Annotated in this window: 13 protein-coding genes; 4 read left to right on the top strand and 9 right to left on the bottom strand. The window is 65.7% G+C overall.

Annotation, left to right across the window (positions count from 1 at the left end; genetic code table 11):
* The 7 genes from GC1_RS08160 to speA form a co-directional block, all read right to left on the bottom strand.
* A complete protein-coding gene (locus GC1_RS08160) occupies window positions 1–1,713 on the bottom strand; it encodes an IucA/IucC family protein (RefSeq protein WP_019296481.1) in 1,713 nt (570 codons plus the stop codon).
* Window positions 1,700–3,466, bottom strand: coding sequence for an IucA/IucC family protein (locus GC1_RS08155; protein WP_019296482.1), 1,767 nt, complete (start codon window positions 3,464–3,466; stop codon window positions 1,700–1,702). The genes GC1_RS08160 and GC1_RS08155 overlap by 14 nt, the downstream gene beginning before the upstream one ends.
* A 296-nt stretch (window positions 3,467–3,762) precedes the next feature.
* On the bottom strand, window positions 3,763–5,748 hold the full coding sequence (locus tag GC1_RS08150) for a TonB-dependent receptor plug domain-containing protein (RefSeq protein ID WP_019296483.1): 1,986 nt from the start codon (window positions 5,746–5,748) through the stop codon (window positions 3,763–3,765).
* A 193-nt stretch (window positions 5,749–5,941) separates the two neighbouring features.
* Window positions 5,942–6,802, bottom strand: coding sequence for an agmatinase (gene speB, locus GC1_RS08145; protein ID WP_019296484.1), 861 nt, complete (start codon window positions 6,800–6,802; stop codon window positions 5,942–5,944).
* Entirely contained in the window at window positions 6,799–7,971 is a 1,173-nt protein-coding gene (locus GC1_RS08140; protein ID WP_029204839.1) for a carboxynorspermidine decarboxylase, read from the bottom strand. Before GC1_RS08140 ends, speB begins: the two co-directional genes overlap by 4 nt.
* A 109-nt stretch (window positions 7,972–8,080) precedes the next feature.
* Window positions 8,081–9,292 (bottom strand): saccharopine dehydrogenase family protein, encoded by a 1,212-nt coding sequence (locus GC1_RS08135; RefSeq protein ID WP_019296486.1) that lies wholly within the window; start codon window positions 9,290–9,292, stop codon window positions 8,081–8,083.
* Window positions 9,293–9,368: 76 nt separating this feature from the next.
* The gene (gene speA / locus GC1_RS08130; protein ID WP_019296487.1) at window positions 9,369–11,255 is read right to left on the bottom strand and encodes a biosynthetic arginine decarboxylase; all 1,887 of its coding nucleotides are present in this window, start codon (window positions 11,253–11,255) and stop codon (window positions 9,369–9,371) included.
* 367 nt (window positions 11,256–11,622) lie between these two features.
* Here speA and GC1_RS08125 point away from each other — a divergent pair, with 367 nt between their 5' ends.
* Genes GC1_RS08125 through GC1_RS08110 form a run of 4 tightly spaced genes read left to right on the top strand, consistent with a single transcriptional unit; the run spans window position 11,623 to window position 15,217 of the window.
* On the top strand, window positions 11,623–12,546 hold the full coding sequence (locus GC1_RS08125) for a siderophore ABC transporter substrate-binding protein (protein WP_019296489.1): 924 nt from the start codon (window positions 11,623–11,625) through the stop codon (window positions 12,544–12,546).
* On the top strand, window positions 12,539–13,525 hold the full coding sequence (locus tag GC1_RS08120; protein ID WP_019296490.1) for an ABC transporter permease: 987 nt from the start codon (window positions 12,539–12,541) through the stop codon (window positions 13,523–13,525). Before GC1_RS08125 ends, GC1_RS08120 begins: the two co-directional genes overlap by 8 nt.
* Window positions 13,518–14,462, top strand: coding sequence for an iron chelate uptake ABC transporter family permease subunit (locus GC1_RS08115; protein WP_019296491.1), 945 nt, complete (start codon window positions 13,518–13,520; stop codon window positions 14,460–14,462). Before GC1_RS08120 ends, GC1_RS08115 begins: the two co-directional genes overlap by 8 nt.
* Complete coding sequence (locus tag GC1_RS08110) at window positions 14,459–15,217, top strand: iron ABC transporter ATP-binding protein (protein WP_019296492.1); 759 nt, start codon at window positions 14,459–14,461, stop codon at window positions 15,215–15,217. The genes GC1_RS08115 and GC1_RS08110 overlap by 4 nt, the downstream gene beginning before the upstream one ends.
* A gap of 48 nt (window positions 15,218–15,265) precedes the next feature.
* On the opposite strand, the gene GC1_RS08105 is transcribed toward GC1_RS08110, so the two are convergent.
* The gene (locus GC1_RS08105) at window positions 15,266–16,153 is read right to left on the bottom strand and encodes a glucokinase (protein WP_019296493.1); all 888 of its coding nucleotides are present in this window, start codon (window positions 16,151–16,153) and stop codon (window positions 15,266–15,268) included.
* Complete coding sequence (locus tag GC1_RS08100; RefSeq protein ID WP_019296494.1) at window positions 16,150–17,247, bottom strand: ABC transporter ATP-binding protein; 1,098 nt, start codon at window positions 17,245–17,247, stop codon at window positions 16,150–16,152. The genes GC1_RS08105 and GC1_RS08100 overlap by 4 nt, the downstream gene beginning before the upstream one ends.
* Window positions 17,248–17,250 lie beyond the last annotated feature (3 nt).

Below are 17,250 nucleotides of genomic sequence, written 5' to 3'. Positions count from 1 at the left end.
TTATCCTTTTCCGGTGGCCAGGGCATTGGCGATCAGGTGGCCGTGTTGCGGATTTTCAGGCTCTAACTTGCGGGAAATCAGGCTTTCGGCGCGGATCTGGGGGGTGAAGGGGGCGAAGGCGGCCTGGCGCTGCTGCAGGCCGTGTTCCGACGCGTAGCGGTCCAGACGGGTGCGGATCCGGCGCCAGAAGGTGGCCTCTGCCAGCCCGTAGTGGCGCTGCAGAAGGTCGGAGAGGTCGGCGAGGTTGAAGACAAACAGCGTGTCCATCACCAGCCAGCGCAGTTCTTCGGCGCTGGACATGCGGTGGAATCTGTCCGGCGGTGCGTCCGCATAGACCGGGTCGATTTGGGCGAGGTCCGGGCATAGGTCCGGATGCGACAGCAGATCCGGCACGTATTCCAGGCTTTCGTGGAAGTCGCGGGCGATGAGGCCCGCGGGCCAGCCGTTTTCGTGGTGCAGGATCAGGTTCTGGCCATGCGCCTCCAGCCCGATGCCGTGCGCGACCATCAGGTGCCAGACGGGCAGCACCGCAACCTCGATCAGCCGGGCGAGCCAGGCTTCCAAGCCGTGGGTTTCTATCCAAGGGGCGATCAGGGGGGTGCCGTCGGGCTCGGTCAGGGCAAGGGCATTGAACGGCATCATCTGGTCTGCGGGCAGGCCGAGCGCTTCGGGGCTTTGCCGCCAGATCGCGGCCAGATGCCCGTCGAGCGCGGTGCCGCGGCCGGCGGTGATGGCGGCGTATTCCGGCAGGATGGTCAGCGGGTAGCGGCTGGTGAACAGCGGGTCGCTGTCCAGCACCTGCGCCAGCCAATTGGAGATTGCCGGGGCGACGGCGACTGATTCCGGCGCGAGGGTGCGCAGCGAGGAGGTGTTGCGCATCGCCATCGCGGTTTTCACATGGGCGCGGGAAGGGTCTGCGGCGCTTATCAGGGTGCGGATCGACTGGGTGGCGCGGCAGGGGGTGCCGATGGGGCCGAGTTCTGCCAGCTGTCCAGCGCTGCGCCACTCGTTGAACAACGGGTCGGATTGCAGTTTGGCGTGCTGCCAGGGGTGCAGGGGCAGCAGGCGGAAGCCATCCAGAGGCGCGCTGTTCTGCTCTGCCAGCGCGGTGATGCGCTGCCATTCTTTCCGGCCCAGCTCCTGTTCCCAGAAATCCGGCGAAGGCAGCACCTGCTGCACCAGCGACTGGTCGAACAGCACGCCGGCCAGGCGGAAGGTCTGGCCGCCCTCCGGCCCGTAGGCGAGGTGGTCGGCGTCTGTAAAGCCGCTGCGGGCCTTGTAGCAGGGGTGATAGGGGTGGCCCTCGTGCAGGGCGGTTTCAAGGGCGGAAATGCCCAAACGGTGCCGCCGGGTTGCGGCGGGGATGTGCAGCGCGGTCAGATCGCTGAGGTGTTCGGTATGGCGGAGGTCGGCGCGCAGGATATCCAGCGCAGGGGAGGGGTCCGCCACCGCTGCAAGCACGTCTTCGGCGGCGGCTGGGTGCCATTTGGTGCTGTCATGGATCTCGATGCTGCCCTCCTGCAGCCGGTAGCGGCCAAAGGCGCCGCGGCGGCCGCGGGCGCGGAATTGGGTCCGGCGCAGGGACCAGTGGATGGTCTGGCTGCGGTCCAGTTGCAGCGATGCGGCCCAGCACTCGCTGAGCAGCGCCTCGCACAGCTGGCGCAGCACGCGGGGGGCGGAGGTTGCGCGGCTTACGGTCTCATGCAGGGACATCGGCGCTCTCCTGCAGGGAGTGAGCCTGTGTCGCGGCGATCGGGTTCGGCATCTGCAGGAACAGGCCTTCTTGCGCGTCTGTTTCCAGCTCATCCATGTTGCGGGCGCGGGTCAGCAGGTTGGCCTTGGCGCTGAGCGCAGGGGCGGTCAGCAGATAGCGGGCGAAATCTGCCCCGGCGCCGCTGAGACGGCTGGCGGCCAAGGCCAGGCGGCGGCGCAACTGCAAGAGCAGTTCGGGTTCCGGCACCAGCCCGTCGCAGCCCAGGCGGCGGATCACGGCGAAGATCTGATTGACCACCAGGTAGTAGGCCATCCTTTCGTTGATGTGGGCACGCGGGTAGACCAGGGCGGGCTGGTCCGCCAGCGACGGTTCCAGCGCGCTGAGGCGGGGCAGGGCGTCCTCGGCGATGAAATAGCCCTGGTTGTCGCGGTAGTAGCCGCGCGACGGCAGGCCGGCGCTGAGGTCCAGCAGGCTATTCTGCTGGTGCGCTTCCAGCGCGATGCCGTGGCGGTCGTAAAGGTCCAGCACCGGATCGAGCATGCAGGTGAGATAAGCCTCGAACCACAGGCGGGAAGTGTCTGCCGGTGTCTCGCCGTGGTCTGCTGCCAGCCGCTGGATCAGGCTGGTAAGGAGGGCCGTCCGGCCCGGTAGCGGGTCGGCAGTGAGGGCTGCGAGGTTGTAGATGCCCTGGCCCGCGGTGCTCATGAAGGGGTTTTCGCGGAAGATCACCTCAAAGCCGCTTTCGCTGCGGCCCGGCAGGGTGAGGGTCAGATAGGCCGGGTCGTTGAGGATGCAAAACCGCGGATGCAGGCTGTCTGCGTCCAGATGGTTCAGCAGCCGTGCCATTGAGACGCCGGTCTCCAGCTCATTGTGCTTAGTCACGCGCAGGGAGTTGGTGAGCCGCACGGGGACCGAGAATTTCAGCATCCAAGGGCAGTTTGCTGCGTAGAGCGTGCGCAGGGAGGAGGTGGCGGTGAAGGGGCTGCCGGCCTCGCCCAGATCGCGCAGGCGGCCTGTTGCCAGCAGGGCCTGCACCGCCGGATCCAGCCGCAGCATCTGCGCCTGCAGCGGGTGGGCGGGGATCAGCACCTCATCAGGGCGCAGCCGGAAGGCGCCGTCGAGGCCGGGGATCTGGCGGAGCATGTCTGCGGCGGGCAGATTGGCGGAGCCTTCTGTGACAAGTGTCTTGTCCGCGGCAAAGAAGGTGAGGCGGAATTCGCCCGCGTATTCCGGTGCATAAGCCGTCTGCTGCCAATTTGTCAGCCCGTCGCGGCTTTTGGGGGTGGGGTGCAGCCAGTGGCCGAAGGTGAGCGCCTGTTCTGCACTGAGGAAGCCGTCCGGGTCCGGCTTTCCTGCGTGACGGCGCAGGTTCTGCTCGATCCCGGCGTTGCTGTTGAAGAGGCCGCGCAGGAATTCCGGCAGCTGGCCTGCGTCGCGGCTGTTGAGCCGGGCAAAACACTCCTGTGTGATCAGGGTCAGGACCTGCACCGCGGGGGCGGATTGCCAGGTGCTGGAGGTATCAAACTGGATTTGCGCCGGGCCGAAGGTGTGCGGGCCAGTGTCGGAAAAATAGGTGATCCTTAGCCGCAGCCGGGCGGGGATGTGGCTGAGCGGGATCTCCACCGTGCTGCGGTCATCGGCCAACACGGCGCTGCCGGGGGTCATTTCGCGCAGATAGGTGTTGAGGAGCGCCTGAAGCGAGGCGGCCTGCGCGGCGGTGGCGGCGCAAGGGATGCTTTGGTGGAGGCTCATCACTGGCCTCCCGTCAGGGGGCGGGCAGGGTGCATGGGGTCTTCCCGTAGCCGTGCCGCGGCGCAGGCGGACCCCGGCGGTGCCGGGCCGTCGTGCCGGGTCTGTTTTTGACAGGAACTAGCGGGAAGCTGGCTGCGAAGCGGCGCGGGCAAAAGGCTGGCCGCCGGCTGTGAAGGTGCCTTCACGCCCCGTACTTAGCCTGTGCGGCGGGACGGGGAAAGGGATTTCTGAGTATTTTAGTGAGGTTTGCGGCTTCCGGCGGAGAACCGCCGGAAGCCGCGAGGTCCGAAGCTGCCTCAGAACTTGAGCGTGGCAACAACAGAGATGTTGCGGCCCGGTTCGTTGAACGCAGTGATCGTCGAGGAGGTGTATTCGGTGCCATAGGTGGCGCGGTCGGCGTAGGTCTTGTCGAACACGTTGTCGATCCCGGCGCGGATGGTCAGATTGTTCAGCGACGGCGGGCTGTATTCGGCAAAGAGGTTCAGCACCCCGTAGCCCGGTTGTTTCTGGGTGTAGGTCTCGCTGACGCCGTTGTCGTTGGACAGTGCCGCCTCGACGCTGCCGCCGACAAGCAGGTTCATGGTGGGGATTTCCTGCTGCACCTCAAACGCCAGCACCTTGCCGATCGGGGTGCCGGAGTCGACCAGGTAGAAGCTTTCTGCCGGGCCGCCGTTGAAGGACACATCGCTGTTGTTCATGGTGAAGCGGGCGAAGCCGCTGTCCCAGCCATAGGTGGCGGCGATGTTGAAGCCCTTGCTTTCGAAGTCGTTGCCACCTACGGCACCGGCGCGGGAGACTTCGCGGACGTTGTCGATATTGGTCTTGAACAGCTCACCGCCCAAGGTCCAGTTGCCGCGCTGCCAGTCGGCACCTACGACGATGTTCCTGGCGCGTGAGGATTGCAGATTCGAGTAGTCCCACGCTTGGTAGAACAGGAAGTTGTCCTCCAGATCATAGCCGCCGAAGACGTTGGAATAACCAGCCCGCAGCGACAGGGAGTCGGTCAGATCATAGACCAGCGACAGGTTGCCGCTTGCGCCGGAGGCTGAGCCGGTGAAGGCGGTGCCGGATTGGGCGAAATCCTGGCCGGTGAAGTCCTGCCAGTCATAGCGCAGGCCTGCGGAGACGCTGAGCCGGTCGGTGGGCTCCAGCCGGGCTTGGGCGAAGATGCCGATGTTCTTGCTTTCTTCACCGGTTTTGCCGTTGGTCCAGGTGGCGTTCACAGAGCTTTCGCGCTCCTGGTAATCCACCCCGGCGGTGATGGTGTTGCTGTCGGACAGGTGGAAGTCGTTCTGCAGCGTCAGCGAATAGGTGTTGGAGCTGGTCGCAGTGGAATCGCCGAACGGGTCGGAGGGGCGGTCGACGTTGATTTCCGAGAAGCCGAGGGTTGCCGACGGATCCCACAGGCCGGTCTCGTTGCCGCTTTCATAGCGCAGCGAGGCGATGCGGCGCTTGGTGTAATAGGGTGCAAAGCCGCGGCTGCTGGCGCCGAAGTTGGGCTGGAAGTTGCGGATTTCATTGTCCTGTACTTCCTGCAGCGACAGTTCGATGCGGTCGCCCTGATCGCCTTCATAAGCGAATTTCAACAGGCCTGCGGTCAGGTTCGCGCCGGAGCCGGTCACCTCGAAGCCGTCGCCGTCCTCGAAATTGTCGCCGGTGGAGCGCTTGGCGTAGCCGAGGATTTCAAAGCCGCCGCTGCGCCCCGCAAGCGTCAGCGAGCCCTGGGCGGTGTTGCCGTTGCTGGAATAGGACAGGCGGGACTGGCCGCCGAAGGTTTCGCCGTCTTCCAGGATGTCCCCGGCGTCGATGGTTTCCATCACCACCCGGCCGGCCAAGGCGCGGGGGCCGGCATCGGCGGGGGCAACGCCGGGGTCGACGCGCACGGACTTCATCAGGCCGGGGTCAAAGGCGTTGGCGCTGACGTGGTGGAAGGTGCGGTTGTTTTGGCTGACGCCGTCCACCTGCACCGCGAGGTTCAGCATGTCGACGCCGTTGACGAAGATCTTCTGCGCGATCGGAATGCCGCCGCCGACGGAAACCGAGGCGATGCCTGCAAACAGGTCCTTGAGGTCGCCCATTGCGGCGCGTTCGATCTCGGCGTCGGCCACATAGATCGAGGTTGCGCGGTCGGCGGCGTTGCCGATGGGGTCGCGCTGTTTGACCACGATCGGGTCGAGCGACAAGACCTCGTCGTCTTCAGCCAGCGCGGCGGAGGCGGTGATGAGTGTGAGCGCGGTGCTGCAGAGCAGCCCGGACAGGCGGATGCTGGAAGTTCGTGCCATGATTAACCCGTGTTCTTGGAGCTGTTAGCTTGGGTTGAATCCTGGCTCGCCTTTTCAAAGGCTTGGGCCTGATAGGGAGGTGCTGCGCCTGGCGCAAGGGGGTATTGTTGAGTAAATTAGTTTGTTATGCACTGTTGCAGTTTTGCCGCGCAAGCGATGCGGCCGGAAACAGATGCCCCCGGCCGCGGGCGCGTTACTTGGCTGCTGCGAAGGACATCAGCGCATAGGTGATCTGGGCGGTGGTGAATTCCGACACCCGGCTGTCCTCGGTCGGTGCCAGCTCCACCACGTCGCAGCCTGCCAGATTGCGGCCCGCAAGGGCGCTGCGCACGATGTTGAGCGCCTGGTAGTAGCCGAGGCCGCCGGGGACGGGCGTGCCGGTGGCGGGCAGGATCGCTGGGTCCAGCCCGTCGACGTCAAAGCTGACATAGACATCCTGCGGGAAATCCTCGGGCAGGGTCACGGAGTGGATGTTGCCGGTGACCAGTTCCTCTGCGTCGATGGAAATCACGTTGCAGGCGGCGCGGCGGTCGACTTCCTCCTGGCTCATGGCGCGGACGCCGTACTGGGCGATGCGGATTCTGTCTTCCTCTGCCAGCAGCTGCATCACCGAGGCGTGGGAGTGGCGTTCGCACTGATAGGCCTTGCGCAGGTCGGCGTGGGCGTCGATCTGGACGATGCCCACGGGGCGCCCCAGCGCGCGGGCAACGCCGCGCACCGCGCCGTAGCTGAGCGCGTGCTCGCCGCCCAGCGTCACCGGCACCGCGCCTGCGGCCACTGCGGCCTCGGTGCGGGCAGCGATGCGTTCCATCACCTGGGGCAGGGGGCCGGTGCAGTCGACGGCGTCTTCGGTGGCAATGCCCGCAGCGCAGGGTTCTGCGTCGCGGTAGAGGCGTTCCAGCTCGACGCTGGCCTCAAGGATGGCCTCCGGGCCGCCCTCGGTGCCGCCGCCGTAGGAGACGGTGCGCTCCAGCGGCACCGGGATCACCCGGAAGCGGGCGGTGGCGGGATCGCGTTCGGCGTCGCTCAGTTCGCCTTCGAGGAAGTAGGTCATGACAGGCGGTCCTTGAAATCGTCATAGGAGGGGGTGCGCAGGAGTTTCAGCGCGTCGGTATCGGAGTTCCACAGTGCAATCGCGGGCAGGGGAACGCCGTTGAAGGTGTTGGTCTTGACCATCGAGTAGTGCGACTGGTCGAGGAAGGCGATGCGGTCGCCGGGCTGGGGCGAGGTGGCAAAGCCGTAGTCGCCGATCACGTCGCCCGCCAGGCAGGACGGCCCGCCGAGGCGGTGCGGCGGCACGTCTGAGACTTCGCCCAATAGGTCGGGGCGGTAGGGCGCCTCGATCACGTCGGGCATGTGGCAGGTAGCGGAGATATCGGTGATTGCCAGCGGCATGGCGTTTTCGGCAACATCCAGGATCTCCCCCACCAGGATGCCGGAATGCAGCGCCACCGCCTCGCCCGGCTCGATGAAGACCTCAACATCGTAGGTTTCGCGGATGTGGCGGATCAGGGCGATCAGCCCGTCGCGGTCATAGTCCGGCATGGTGATGTGGTGGCCGCCGCCGAGGTTGATCCATTTGAGGCTCGACAGGCGGTGGCCCATCTTCTCTTCCAGCGCGGCGAAGGTGCGCTGCAGCGGTTCGAACAGCTGTTCGCAGAGCGTGTGCATATGCAGGCCCTCGACGCCCTCCCAGTCCTGATCGCTCAGCTGCGATACCGGCGTGCCGAGGCGTGAGCAGGGGGCGGTGGGGTCGTATTTCTCGTTCCAGCCCTCGGAATGCTCGGGGTTGACGCGCAGGCCGATGGAGATGGTCTCGCCGCCCGCGCGGGCCTCTGCAATCAGCGGCGCAAAGCGGCGGTGCTGGGCGGGGGAGTTGAAGATCAGGTGATCCGACAGGCGGATGATTTCCGGCAGGTCGTCCGCCTTGAAGCCCGCGGAATAAGTGGTGACCTCGCCGCCGAATTCCTCGCGCGCGAGCCGCGCCTCGTAAAGGCCGGAGGCGCAGGTGCCGGACAGGTAGCGCCGCACCAAGGGGGCGACGGCAAACATCGAAAACGCCTTGAGCGCCAAGAGGACGTTGGCGCCGGAGGCATCCGCGACCTGTTTTAGGATCGTCAGGTTGCGTTCGACCGCAACCTCGTCGACCACAAAACAGGGGGAGGGCACACGGTGCAGGTCGAAGCGGGCAAAGCTGTCGGTGGAGAGCGCTTTGATGTCCATGGCGGGGTCTTTCGTTGCGGCGGGAACGGAAAGGGCCGGCTTCTGAAGAAACCAGCCCGACATGTCTGGCCGCGGGCAGTGGATGCCCGCGGCCGGTGTTTTGGAGCGCTTAGAACTCCGGGTGGCCGTCCAGTTCGACCACCTGCCAGGGCAGGCCATCGGTGTTCAGCATGTCCATGAAGGCATCCGGGTCCAGCTGTTCGGTGTTCCACACGCCCGGCTCGCGCCAGGTGCCGTTCATCACCATTGCGGCGCCGATCATCGCGGGCACGCCGGTGGTATAGGCCACTGCCTGGCTGCCGACCTCGGCGTAGCATTCCTCGTGGTCGCAGATGTTGTAGATGTAATAAGTCTTCTCTGCGCCGCCGTCCTTGGCCGGGCCGGTAATGATGTCGCCGATGCAGGTCTTGCCCTTGGTCAGCTCACCCAGTTCGGAGGGATCCGGCAGCACGGTTTTCAGGAACTGCAACGGGATGATTTCCTGGCCGTTGTGGATCACCGGCTCAATGCTGGTCATGCCGATGTTCTGCAGCACGGTGACGTGGTTGATGTAGGCATCGCCGAAGGTCATCCAGAAGCGGGCGCGCTCGATCTCCGGGAAGTGGGTCGACATCGACTCCAGCTCCTCGTGGTACATCAGGTACATGTTCTTCTTGCCCACGGCGGGGAAGTCGAACTCGTACTTATGGGTCATCGCCGGGCTTTCGATCCAGGCGCCGTTTTCCCAATGCCGCGCCGGGGCGGTGACTTCGCGGATGTTGATTTCCGGGTTGAAGTTGGTGGCAAACGGCTTGCTGTTGTCGCCGCCGTTGCAGTCCAGCACGTCGATCAGGCGGATGCCCTCCAGCTTGTGCTTGCGCACCCAGGTCGCCATGATCGAGGTGACGCCCGGATCGAAACCGGCGCCCAGGATCGCGGTCAGGCCTGCTTCCTTGAAACGCTCCTGATAGGCCCACTGCCATTTGTATTCAAACTTGGCCTCGTCCTCGGGCTCATAGTTGGCGGTGTCGAGGTAGTGGATGCCGGCCTCGAGGCAGGCGTCCATCAGCACCAGGTCCTGATAGGGCAGGGCCAGGTTCACCAGCAACTCGGCGCCGGTTTCCTTGATCAGCGCCACGGTGTCGGCGACATTCATCGCGTCCAGCTGCGCGGTGCGGATGGTGACGCCGGTGCGTTTCTTGACGTTGGCGGCGATCTCTTCGCATTTGGAGACCGTGCGGCTGGCCAGGGTGATCTCCTTAAAGATCTCCGGGTGCATGGCCATCTTGGTGACCGATACGGATCCGACGCCGCCGGCGCCAACAACCAGAACCTTTTCCATGTGTTTTTTCCTTTGCAGATGGGGCCGGGGCCCCGGTGTTCCGATGTGCCCCTGGGTGGTCAGCCGGGGGGCGGCTTCAGTCGAAATAGGTGCTGCCGGCCAGGCTGTCCTTGTAGGCGGCAATCATCTGGCGGCGCTCCGCGGCGTTGACCTTGCCGGATTTCACGGCGCGTTCCACCCGCTTGCGGAAGGTTTCCAGGCACTGGCGCGGGTCGTATTCGACATAGGACAGCACCTCGGCGATGGTATCGGCCTCGGTCTCGTGCTCGATATCAAAGCCGCCCTGGCCGTCCAGAGAGATGGTGACCACGTTGGCATCGCCAAACAGGTTGTGCAAGTCGCCGAGCGTTTCCTGATAGGCGCCGACAAAGAACACGCCGATCAGGTAATGCTCATCCTCGCGCAGGTCGTGGACCGGCAGGGCGTTGGAGGTGCCGTCGGCCAGGATGAAGTGATCCAGCTTGCCGTCGCTGTCGCAGGTGATGTCGGTGATCATCGCGTTGCGGGCGGGCATCTCGTTCAGGCGCTGCAGCGGCATCATCGGGTGCAGTTGGTCGATCGCCCAGACATCCGGCAGCGACTGGAACAGCGAGAAGTTGCCCTGGTAGTGGTCGGTGAAGGCGCCAAGGGCGCTGGCGGCCTCTGTCAGGCTGTCGTCGCCGCGGGCGGCGGATTTGAACAGGCCGGCCAGATACAGGAAGCCCTGCTCGGCGCGCGAGAGCTGCGCCAGCCCGATCTGGCCGCGGCGGAACAGCGCCCGCAGTTCATCGCGGTAATAGATCGCGTCGTTCAGCGCCTCCTGGAAGCGCGGCGCGCCGATGTAGGCCTCCACCGCCATCAGGTCGGAGACCAGGTGGTGGTCGTCGGGCTGCACCTGCGGCTTTTGCGGCGCATCGTACAGCGTGGCGCCCAGCACCTCGAAGATGAAGATCGAGGAATGCGCCACCACGAAGCGGCCGCTTTCGGTGACGATGGTGGGGTGGGGCAGGCCCGCCTCATCCAGTGCGTAGCGGATGGTTTCAACGATGTTGGTGCAGTATTCGTTGACGGTGTAGTTGACCGAGTTGTCGTCAGGGCGGCGGGCGCCGGTGTAGTCGACACCCAGGCCGCCGCCGAGGTCCATGTGGGTCAACGGCGCGCCCATGCGGGTCAGTTCCACAAAGAAGCGGCAGGCCTCATCCGCGGCGCGGCGGATGTCGAAGATGTTGGGCACCTGGCTGCCCAGGTGGCTGTGCTGCAGCACCAAGCAGTCGAGGAAGCCGCTGTCGCGCAGCCGGTCCATCAGCGTCACCAGATCATGGGCTCCAAGGCCGAAGGTGGAGCGGTCGCCGGAGCTGGCCTGCCATTTGCCGGTGACGCGCTCGGTCAGCTTGACCCGCACACCCAAGAGCGGGCGGATGTCCAGATCCTCTGCCACCCGGCGGATGATGTCGAACTCGTCCAGCGTCTCAATGACGATGACGGTGTTGTGGCCCAGCTTGCGCGACAGGATTGCCAGCCGGATAAACGCCTCATCCTTCGATCCGTTGCAGATCAGCAGCGCATCCTCGGGCAGGGGCTGCGACAGGGCAATCATCAGCTCCGGCTTGGAGCCTGCCTCCAGCCCGTAGTTGAATTTCTGGCCCGCGGCCATCAGGTGGCCGATCACCTCAGCCTGCTGGTTCACCTTGATCGGGAACACGCCGCGGTACTGGCCCTTGTAGCCCGCAGCCTCAATCGCGCCGTTGAAGGCGTCATGCAGCTGGTTCAGCGACTGTTCCAGGAACTGATGCACCCGCAGCACCACGGGCGCCGAGATGCCGCGCGCCTCGATCGCCGCGATTACCTCCGGCAGCGGGGTCGGTTTGGCGTCCGGTGCCTGCGGCAGGCGCAGCGCGACGGCGCCGTCCGGGGTCACTTCCAGCATGCCGCTGCCCCAGGCGTCCAGGCCATAGAGGCCCTCATAGGTTTCGCCGCCGCTCATCGGCTTTGCGCCTGTGCCGGGCGTTTCGGGAAATCGGAGAGGGGGAGCCGGTGCGGCATCGCGGGGCCTTTCTGTCCAGAGTTCGAGGGGGCTGGGAGGTGCAAAGCTGACGGTTCGGGTCGAAGCCTTATCAGGTGCAGGACCGTGCGGTGGCCGCCTCCTTACAATCGGTGTTTCGCTGCTTCAAGAGGTTTTCTGCAGGCAGGCCGGTGATTTGCGCGCCTTCGCCGGGCGGGCGCATCCGCTGGCTGCCGCGGGGGCAGCGAAATGGCGCGTCTGGACTTTTGCCGCATGTGCCGGTAAGCCCCCCTTGATTTTCAGCAAGCCTTCCAAGCCAGCCGAATTCCATCTCAATCGAGGACAGGAAATGGCACATTGGAAGGTTTTGCAACTGGCGGCGCCGGTTTTTTTCGCCCTGGCGGGTGCGGCATCGGCGCAAGCGGTTGCGGTTGAGACCGCAAGGGGCAGGGTGGAGCTGCCTGAAATCCCAGAGAGAATCGTGGTTCTTGACGTGGCTGCGGCGGATACGCTGGACGCGCTTGGGGTGCAGCCGGTGGGCGTACCTGCCGAGATGTTTGTCAGCTATCTGGACGATTTGAAGGAAGGCGCAGATTCTGCCGGCACGCTGTTTGAGCCGGATTTCGAGGCGATTGCCATGCTGGCGCCGGACCTGATCGTGGCGGGCGGGCGGTCCTCCACGCAAGTGGAGCCGCTGGCGGAGATTGCGCCGGCCATCGACATGACGATCTGGGGCACCGATCTGGCAGAGCAGGCGCTGGCGCGGCTGCGCAGCTATGGACAGCTGACCGGGCGCGAAGACCGGGCGGCGGAGCTGGAAGCAGCGTTCAACGCCAAGCTGGCAGAGGCCAAGGCGGCAGTGGCCGGGCGCGGCGATGCGCTGATCGTGATGACCAACGGGCCGCGGGTCTCGGCTTATGGGGCGCAGTCACGGTTCGGCTGGCTGCATAAGGCGCTGGACCTGCCGGAGGCGGTGCCGGATCTGGATGCGCAGACCCATGGCGAGGCGGTGTCGTTCGAGTTCATCGCCGCCGCAGATCCCGACTGGCTGATCGTGGTGGACCGGGCCGTGGCGCTGGGGCAAGGCAATCAAGCCGCCGCGGTGACGCTGGACAACGCGCTGGTGGCGGGCACCAAGGCCTGGGCCGCGGGGCAGGTGATCTATCTGAACGCCGCCAATATCTATGTGGCGGGCGGCGGTATCCAGTCGATGACGGCCACGCTGGAGGAAATCCAGGCCGGGTTTTCGCAGGGCGTCAAAGCGGGTGGCTGATTTGGCCGCCCCCAATACGGCTGCGCCGCGCCGCTGGCTGCTGCTGGCGGCGGTGCTGCTGGTGCCGCTGGCACTGTTCAGCCTGCTGGTCGGGGCCGGGCCGTTGCCGCTGGACACGCTGCTGAGCGACCCGCAGGCGCTGCGGGTGCTGGCGGTCAGCCGCATCCCGCGCACTGCCGCAGTGCTGCTGACCGGTGCCGCGATGGCGGTGGCAGGGGTGATCATGCAACTGCTGGTACGCAACAGGTTTGTCGAGCCGGGCACCACCGGCACCAGCGAGGCGGCGATGCTGGGCCTGCTGGCGGTGACGCTGCTGGCGCCGGGCGCACCGATTTTGGTCAAAATGCTGGCCGCCGCTGGGGCGGCGCTGGCAGGCACTGGTGTTTTCATGCTGCTGGCGCGGTGCATCCCGCCGCATCAGGTGCTGCTGATCCCCCTGTCAGGACTGGTCTATGGCGGGCTGCTGATGGCGGTGGCCACCTTCATCGCCATCGAGGGCGGGCTGCTGCAGTACCTTGGCGTCTGGATGAGCGGCGAGTTCTCCGGCATCCTTGCGGGCCGGTATGAGCTGCTGTGGCTGGCGGGCGGGCTGGCGCTGCTGGCTTATTTTGCCGCCGATCAGTTCACCATTGCGGGGCTGGGGCGCGATGTCAGCCTGAACCTGGGCCTGCGCTACGGGCAGGTGCTGGGGTTTGGCATTATCACCGTGTCGCTGGTGTCGTCGCTGGTGATCGTGACGGTGGGGATGCTGCCCTTTATCGGCTTGGTGGTGCCCAATCTGGTGTCGCGGCTGATGGGCGACAACCTGCGCGAGAGCCTGCCCGTTGTGGCCGCCGCCGGGGCCGGGCTGCTGCTGGTCTGCGATATCCTGGGACGGCTGCTGCGGTATCCCTATGAGATCCCGGCCGGCACCGTGTTCGGCATCTTCGGGGCCGCTGTGTTCCTGTACCTTCTGCTGGGGCGGCGGGCGGGTGGCTGACCGGCGGCTGATTGTTCTGGGCTGCCTGCTGGCGGCGGCGGCGGCGCTGTTCCTGTTCTGGGGCTTGCGCGGCCCGACCGCCTATATCCTGGAGCTGCGGCTGGTCAAGCTGGCGGCCTTGCTGGCGGTCGGCGCTTCTGCAGGGGTGGCGACGGTGCTGTTTCAGACCATCAGCCAGAACCGCATCCTGACGCCCTCGATCATGGGGTTTGATGCGCTGTTTCTGCTGCTGCAGACCGGGCTGGTAGCGGGGCTGGGGGCTGCGGGCGCCAGCCGGATCAGCGGCCTGCCGGGCTTTGCGCTGGAGACCACGGTGATGCTGGGAGCGGCGCTGGTGCTGTTCACCAGCCTCCTTAGCCGCACCCGGCACGATATCCAGCTGATGGTGCTGGCGGGCGTGGTGCTGGGGGTGATGTTCCGCACCCTGACGGCCTTTTTGCAGCGGCTGATGGAGCCTTCGGAGTTCACCATGGTCGAGGCGCGGATGTTTGCCCAGTTCAGCGGCATCGACCGCTCGGCGCTGATGGCGGGGTTGGGGCTGATGGCGCTGGCCGCCCTGTGGCTGGTGCGTCATCACCGCGTGCTGGACGTGGCCGCTCTGGGCCGCACTCCGGCACGCAGCCTTGGCGTGGCATATGACGGGTTGCAGCTGCGGGTGCTGTGCCTGATTGCGGCGCTGGTTTCGGTTGCGACCGCGCTGGTGGGGCCGCTGGCCTTCCTTGGCCTGCTGGTCACCAGCCTGGCCCACAGCCTGATGCAAAGCCACCGCCATGCGCTGCTTTTGCCCGCCGCCGCCCTGATCGGCGCGCTGATCCTTGTGGCCGGGCAAACGGTGTTCGAGCGGCTGCTGCATCTGCAATCCACCCTGGCCGTTGTCATTGAGTTTTGCGGCGGTCTGTTGTTCCTGGTCCTGCTGGTGAGAGGAAAAATCCGGTGATTGATATTTCAGGCCTGAGCTATGGCCCCGCAGCAAACCCCATCCTGCAAAACGTAAGTGCTGAAATCCCGGCGGGGCGGGTGACGGCGCTGATCGGTCCCAATGGCGCGGGCAAATCGACGCTGCTGAAGCTGATTGCCCGGCAGATGACGCCCGCTGGCGGCAGCATCCGCATGGACGGGTTGGACCTGGTTCAGGCGGTTCCAGCGGTGCTGGCGCGCAAGATGGCGGTGGTGGCGCAGCATTTGAGCGTCGCCAGCCGGGTGCGGGTGCGCGACCTGGTCGGCTTTGGCCGCTGGCCGCACAGCGCGGGGCGGCTGGGGCCTGCCGATCATGCGGCCATTGCGAATGCGGTGGAGCTGTTTGATCTGGGCGGCCTGCAGGAGCGGTTTCTGGATGAGCTGTCGGGCGGGCAGCGGCAGCGGGCCTTCATCGCCATGGCCTATGCGCAGGACACGGATTGGCTGCTGCTGGATGAGCCGCTGAACAACTTGGACCTCAATCACGCCCGCAACCTGATGGCGCAGCTGCGCCATCTGGCGGAGGCGCAGGGCAAGGGGATTGTGATCGTGGTGCATGATCTGAACTATGCGATCAGCTGGTCCGATCACGTGGTGGCGCTGCGGGACGGGCAGGTGGCCTTTCAGGGCCCGGTGGCAGAGGCTGCGACTGCGGAGCGCCTGAGCGCGCTCTATCAGACGCCGGTGGCAATCACCCGGCTGGAGGGGCAGGTGTTTGCGCAGTACCACCGTTAAGTCTGCAGGTTGTAATCAGGATGGTGCTGAATTCGTGGCTTCAAACCCTCAGCCCGGCAGGCGCAGGGCTGCGCAGCCTTTCAGGGCGGCGGCGTCATCCAGAATGACATGCACCGGGGCGGCGATGCGGGCGTCGAGTGCGAAGGGCTGCTGGAAGTGCTCCGCAAAGAGCCCCCGCGCCGGGGATGTGAGGATGCTGCGGGCCACGGCACCCGCGAAATACATGCCCTGCGCGGGCAGGAAAGCCAACATTAGGTTGCGGGCCAGCAACGCCAGCAGATGGGCATAGAAGCCCAGGAACTCCTGCGTGCCCGCATCATCTGCCGGGAAATGGCTGCGCACCGCCGCATGGCCGCGGCCGGAGAACAGATGCTCGACAGTGGTGAACGTTCCGGACTTCGTCACGTGGCTGCGCAGACGCTCTGCCACGTCCAGCGGCAGGCTGACATGGCCGTATTCCACGTTGAGGCATTGCAGCTGCCCGCCGGCGTCTAGCACCGGTGAGAGGTTGAAACCGGTGCCGATGCCCACCACCAGCCGCTGGCCGTCTCCGCCCGCATCGCTTGCAGGGGCAACCACTGTGTCCAGGCAGTCTGCCTGCAAATGCGGGCAGACTTGCCCCAGTGCGGCAAGGTCATTGAGCAGATGCACCTGCGCGCCGTTCAGATGCCGCGACAGCGCTGCGGCGTCAAAGTGCCAGTCCCGGTTGGTCAGCCGCGCGGTGGCGCCGGTGACCGGACCGGCGATGGCAATGGCGAGTTCCTCCACGCCGCCGGGGGCGGCATCCTGAAGGTATAGGTCCATCACGTCCGCAAAACTGCCAAAAGCGTCGTTGCGGAAGCTTTGCACTGTGTCTGCCAGCAGCACGCCGCCGCGTGCCAGCCCCAGCCGGGTGTTGGTGCCGCCCACGTCGGCGGCCAGCCGCAGCCCGGTCAATTCAGCCGCTCGCCGGTTGCGGGCGAGAAGTAGGAGACCTTGGACAAATCAAAGGCCAGATCCAGCATCTGCCCCGGTTGCGCACTGGTTTCGGCGTGCAGCCGCGCGGTCACCTGTTTGCCGCCGAGGCTGGAGACCACATAGGTGTCCGCACCCGCAGGCTCCACCATGTCGATCAGGCAGGCGGCCTCCTGCACGCCTTCGCCCGCACGGAAGCCCGCCTCGGCGATGTCCTCGGGGCGCACGCCCAGGATCACGTCCTGCGGCAGGCCGGTGGCGCGGCTGTCCTTCAAGACGATGGGGGCGCTGCCGCCGCAGTCCATCTCGATCCGTGTGCCCTGCCCGTTCGGCTGCGCACGCGCGGGGATCAGGTTCATTGCCGGGCTGCCCATGAAATCGGCCACAAACAGGTTGGCAGGCTTGTTGTAGATCTCGGCGGGGGTGCCGATCTGCTGCACCACGCCGCCCTTCATCACCACGATCTTGGTCGCCAGCGTCATCGCTTCGATCTGGTCATGGGTGACATAGACCATGGTGGCGCCGAGGTTGTGGTGCAGTTTCTTGATCTCGGTGCGCATCTCCACCCGCAGCTTGGCGTCGAGGTTCGACAGCGGCTCATCAAACAGGAACAGCTTGGGGTCGCGCACCAGCGCCCGGCCCATCGCCACCCGCTGGCGCTGGCCGCCGGACAGCTGGCCCGGGCGGCGGTCCAGCAGCGCCTCGATCTGCAGCTGCGCCGCGACCTCCTTCAGCTTGCGCTCCTGGGTGGCGGCATCGGCGCCGCGCACCTTCATGCCGAAGGTGATGTTCCTGGCAACCGTCATCGTCGGGTAGAGCGCGTAGGACTGGAACACCATAGCAATGTCGCGGTCCTTGGGGCTGACGTGGGTCATATCACGGCCGCCGATTTCGATCTGCCCGCCGGAAATCGGCTCCAGCCCGGCGATGCAATTGAGCAGCGTGGACTTGCCGCAGCCGGAAGGGCCGACCAGCACCAGGAAGTCGCCCGGCTCAATACTGACGTTGATGTCTTTCAGGATCTCGGTTGCGCCGTAGTTCTTGCGCAGGTTGGTGATGTCCAGAATAGGTGCCATGGA

Origin of the sequence: Leisingera sp. ANG1, from assembly GCF_000203975.2 — a bacterium.
Lineage (GTDB): Bacteria > Pseudomonadota > Alphaproteobacteria > Rhodobacterales > Rhodobacteraceae > Leisingera.
The sequence above is the reverse complement of the archived record's forward strand: the minus strand, read 5'-3'. Positions and strand labels throughout refer to the sequence as shown.

Bases quoted from the DNA above. Each gene is read 5' to 3' on its own strand.
- GC1_RS08140 (WP_029204839.1), bottom strand. From the start codon at position 7,971: ATGGACATCAAAGCGCTCTCCACCGACAGCTTTGCCCGCTTCGACCTG.
- GC1_RS08125 (WP_019296489.1), top strand. From the start codon at position 11,623: ATGGCACATTGGAAGGTTTTGCAACTGGCGGCGCCGGTTTTTTTCGCC.
- GC1_RS08160 (WP_019296481.1), bottom strand. From the start codon at position 1,713: ATGTCCCTGCATGAGACCGTAAGCCGCGCAACCTCCGCCCCCCGCGTG.
- speB (WP_019296484.1), bottom strand. From the start codon at position 6,802: ATGACCTACTTCCTCGAAGGCGAACTGAGCGACGCCGAACGCGATCCC.
- GC1_RS08150 (WP_019296483.1), bottom strand. From the start codon at position 5,748: ATGGCACGAACTTCCAGCATCCGCCTGTCCGGGCTGCTCTGCAGCACC.
- speA (WP_019296487.1), bottom strand. From the start codon at position 11,255: ATGAGCGGCGGCGAAACCTATGAGGGCCTCTATGGCCTGGACGCCTGG.
- GC1_RS08100 (WP_019296494.1), bottom strand. From the start codon at position 17,247: ATGGCACCTATTCTGGACATCACCAACCTGCGCAAGAACTACGGCGCA.
- GC1_RS08135 (WP_019296486.1), bottom strand. From the start codon at position 9,292: ATGGAAAAGGTTCTGGTTGTTGGCGCCGGCGGCGTCGGATCCGTATCG.
- GC1_RS08155 (WP_019296482.1), bottom strand. From the start codon at position 3,466: ATGAGCCTCCACCAAAGCATCCCTTGCGCCGCCACCGCCGCGCAGGCC.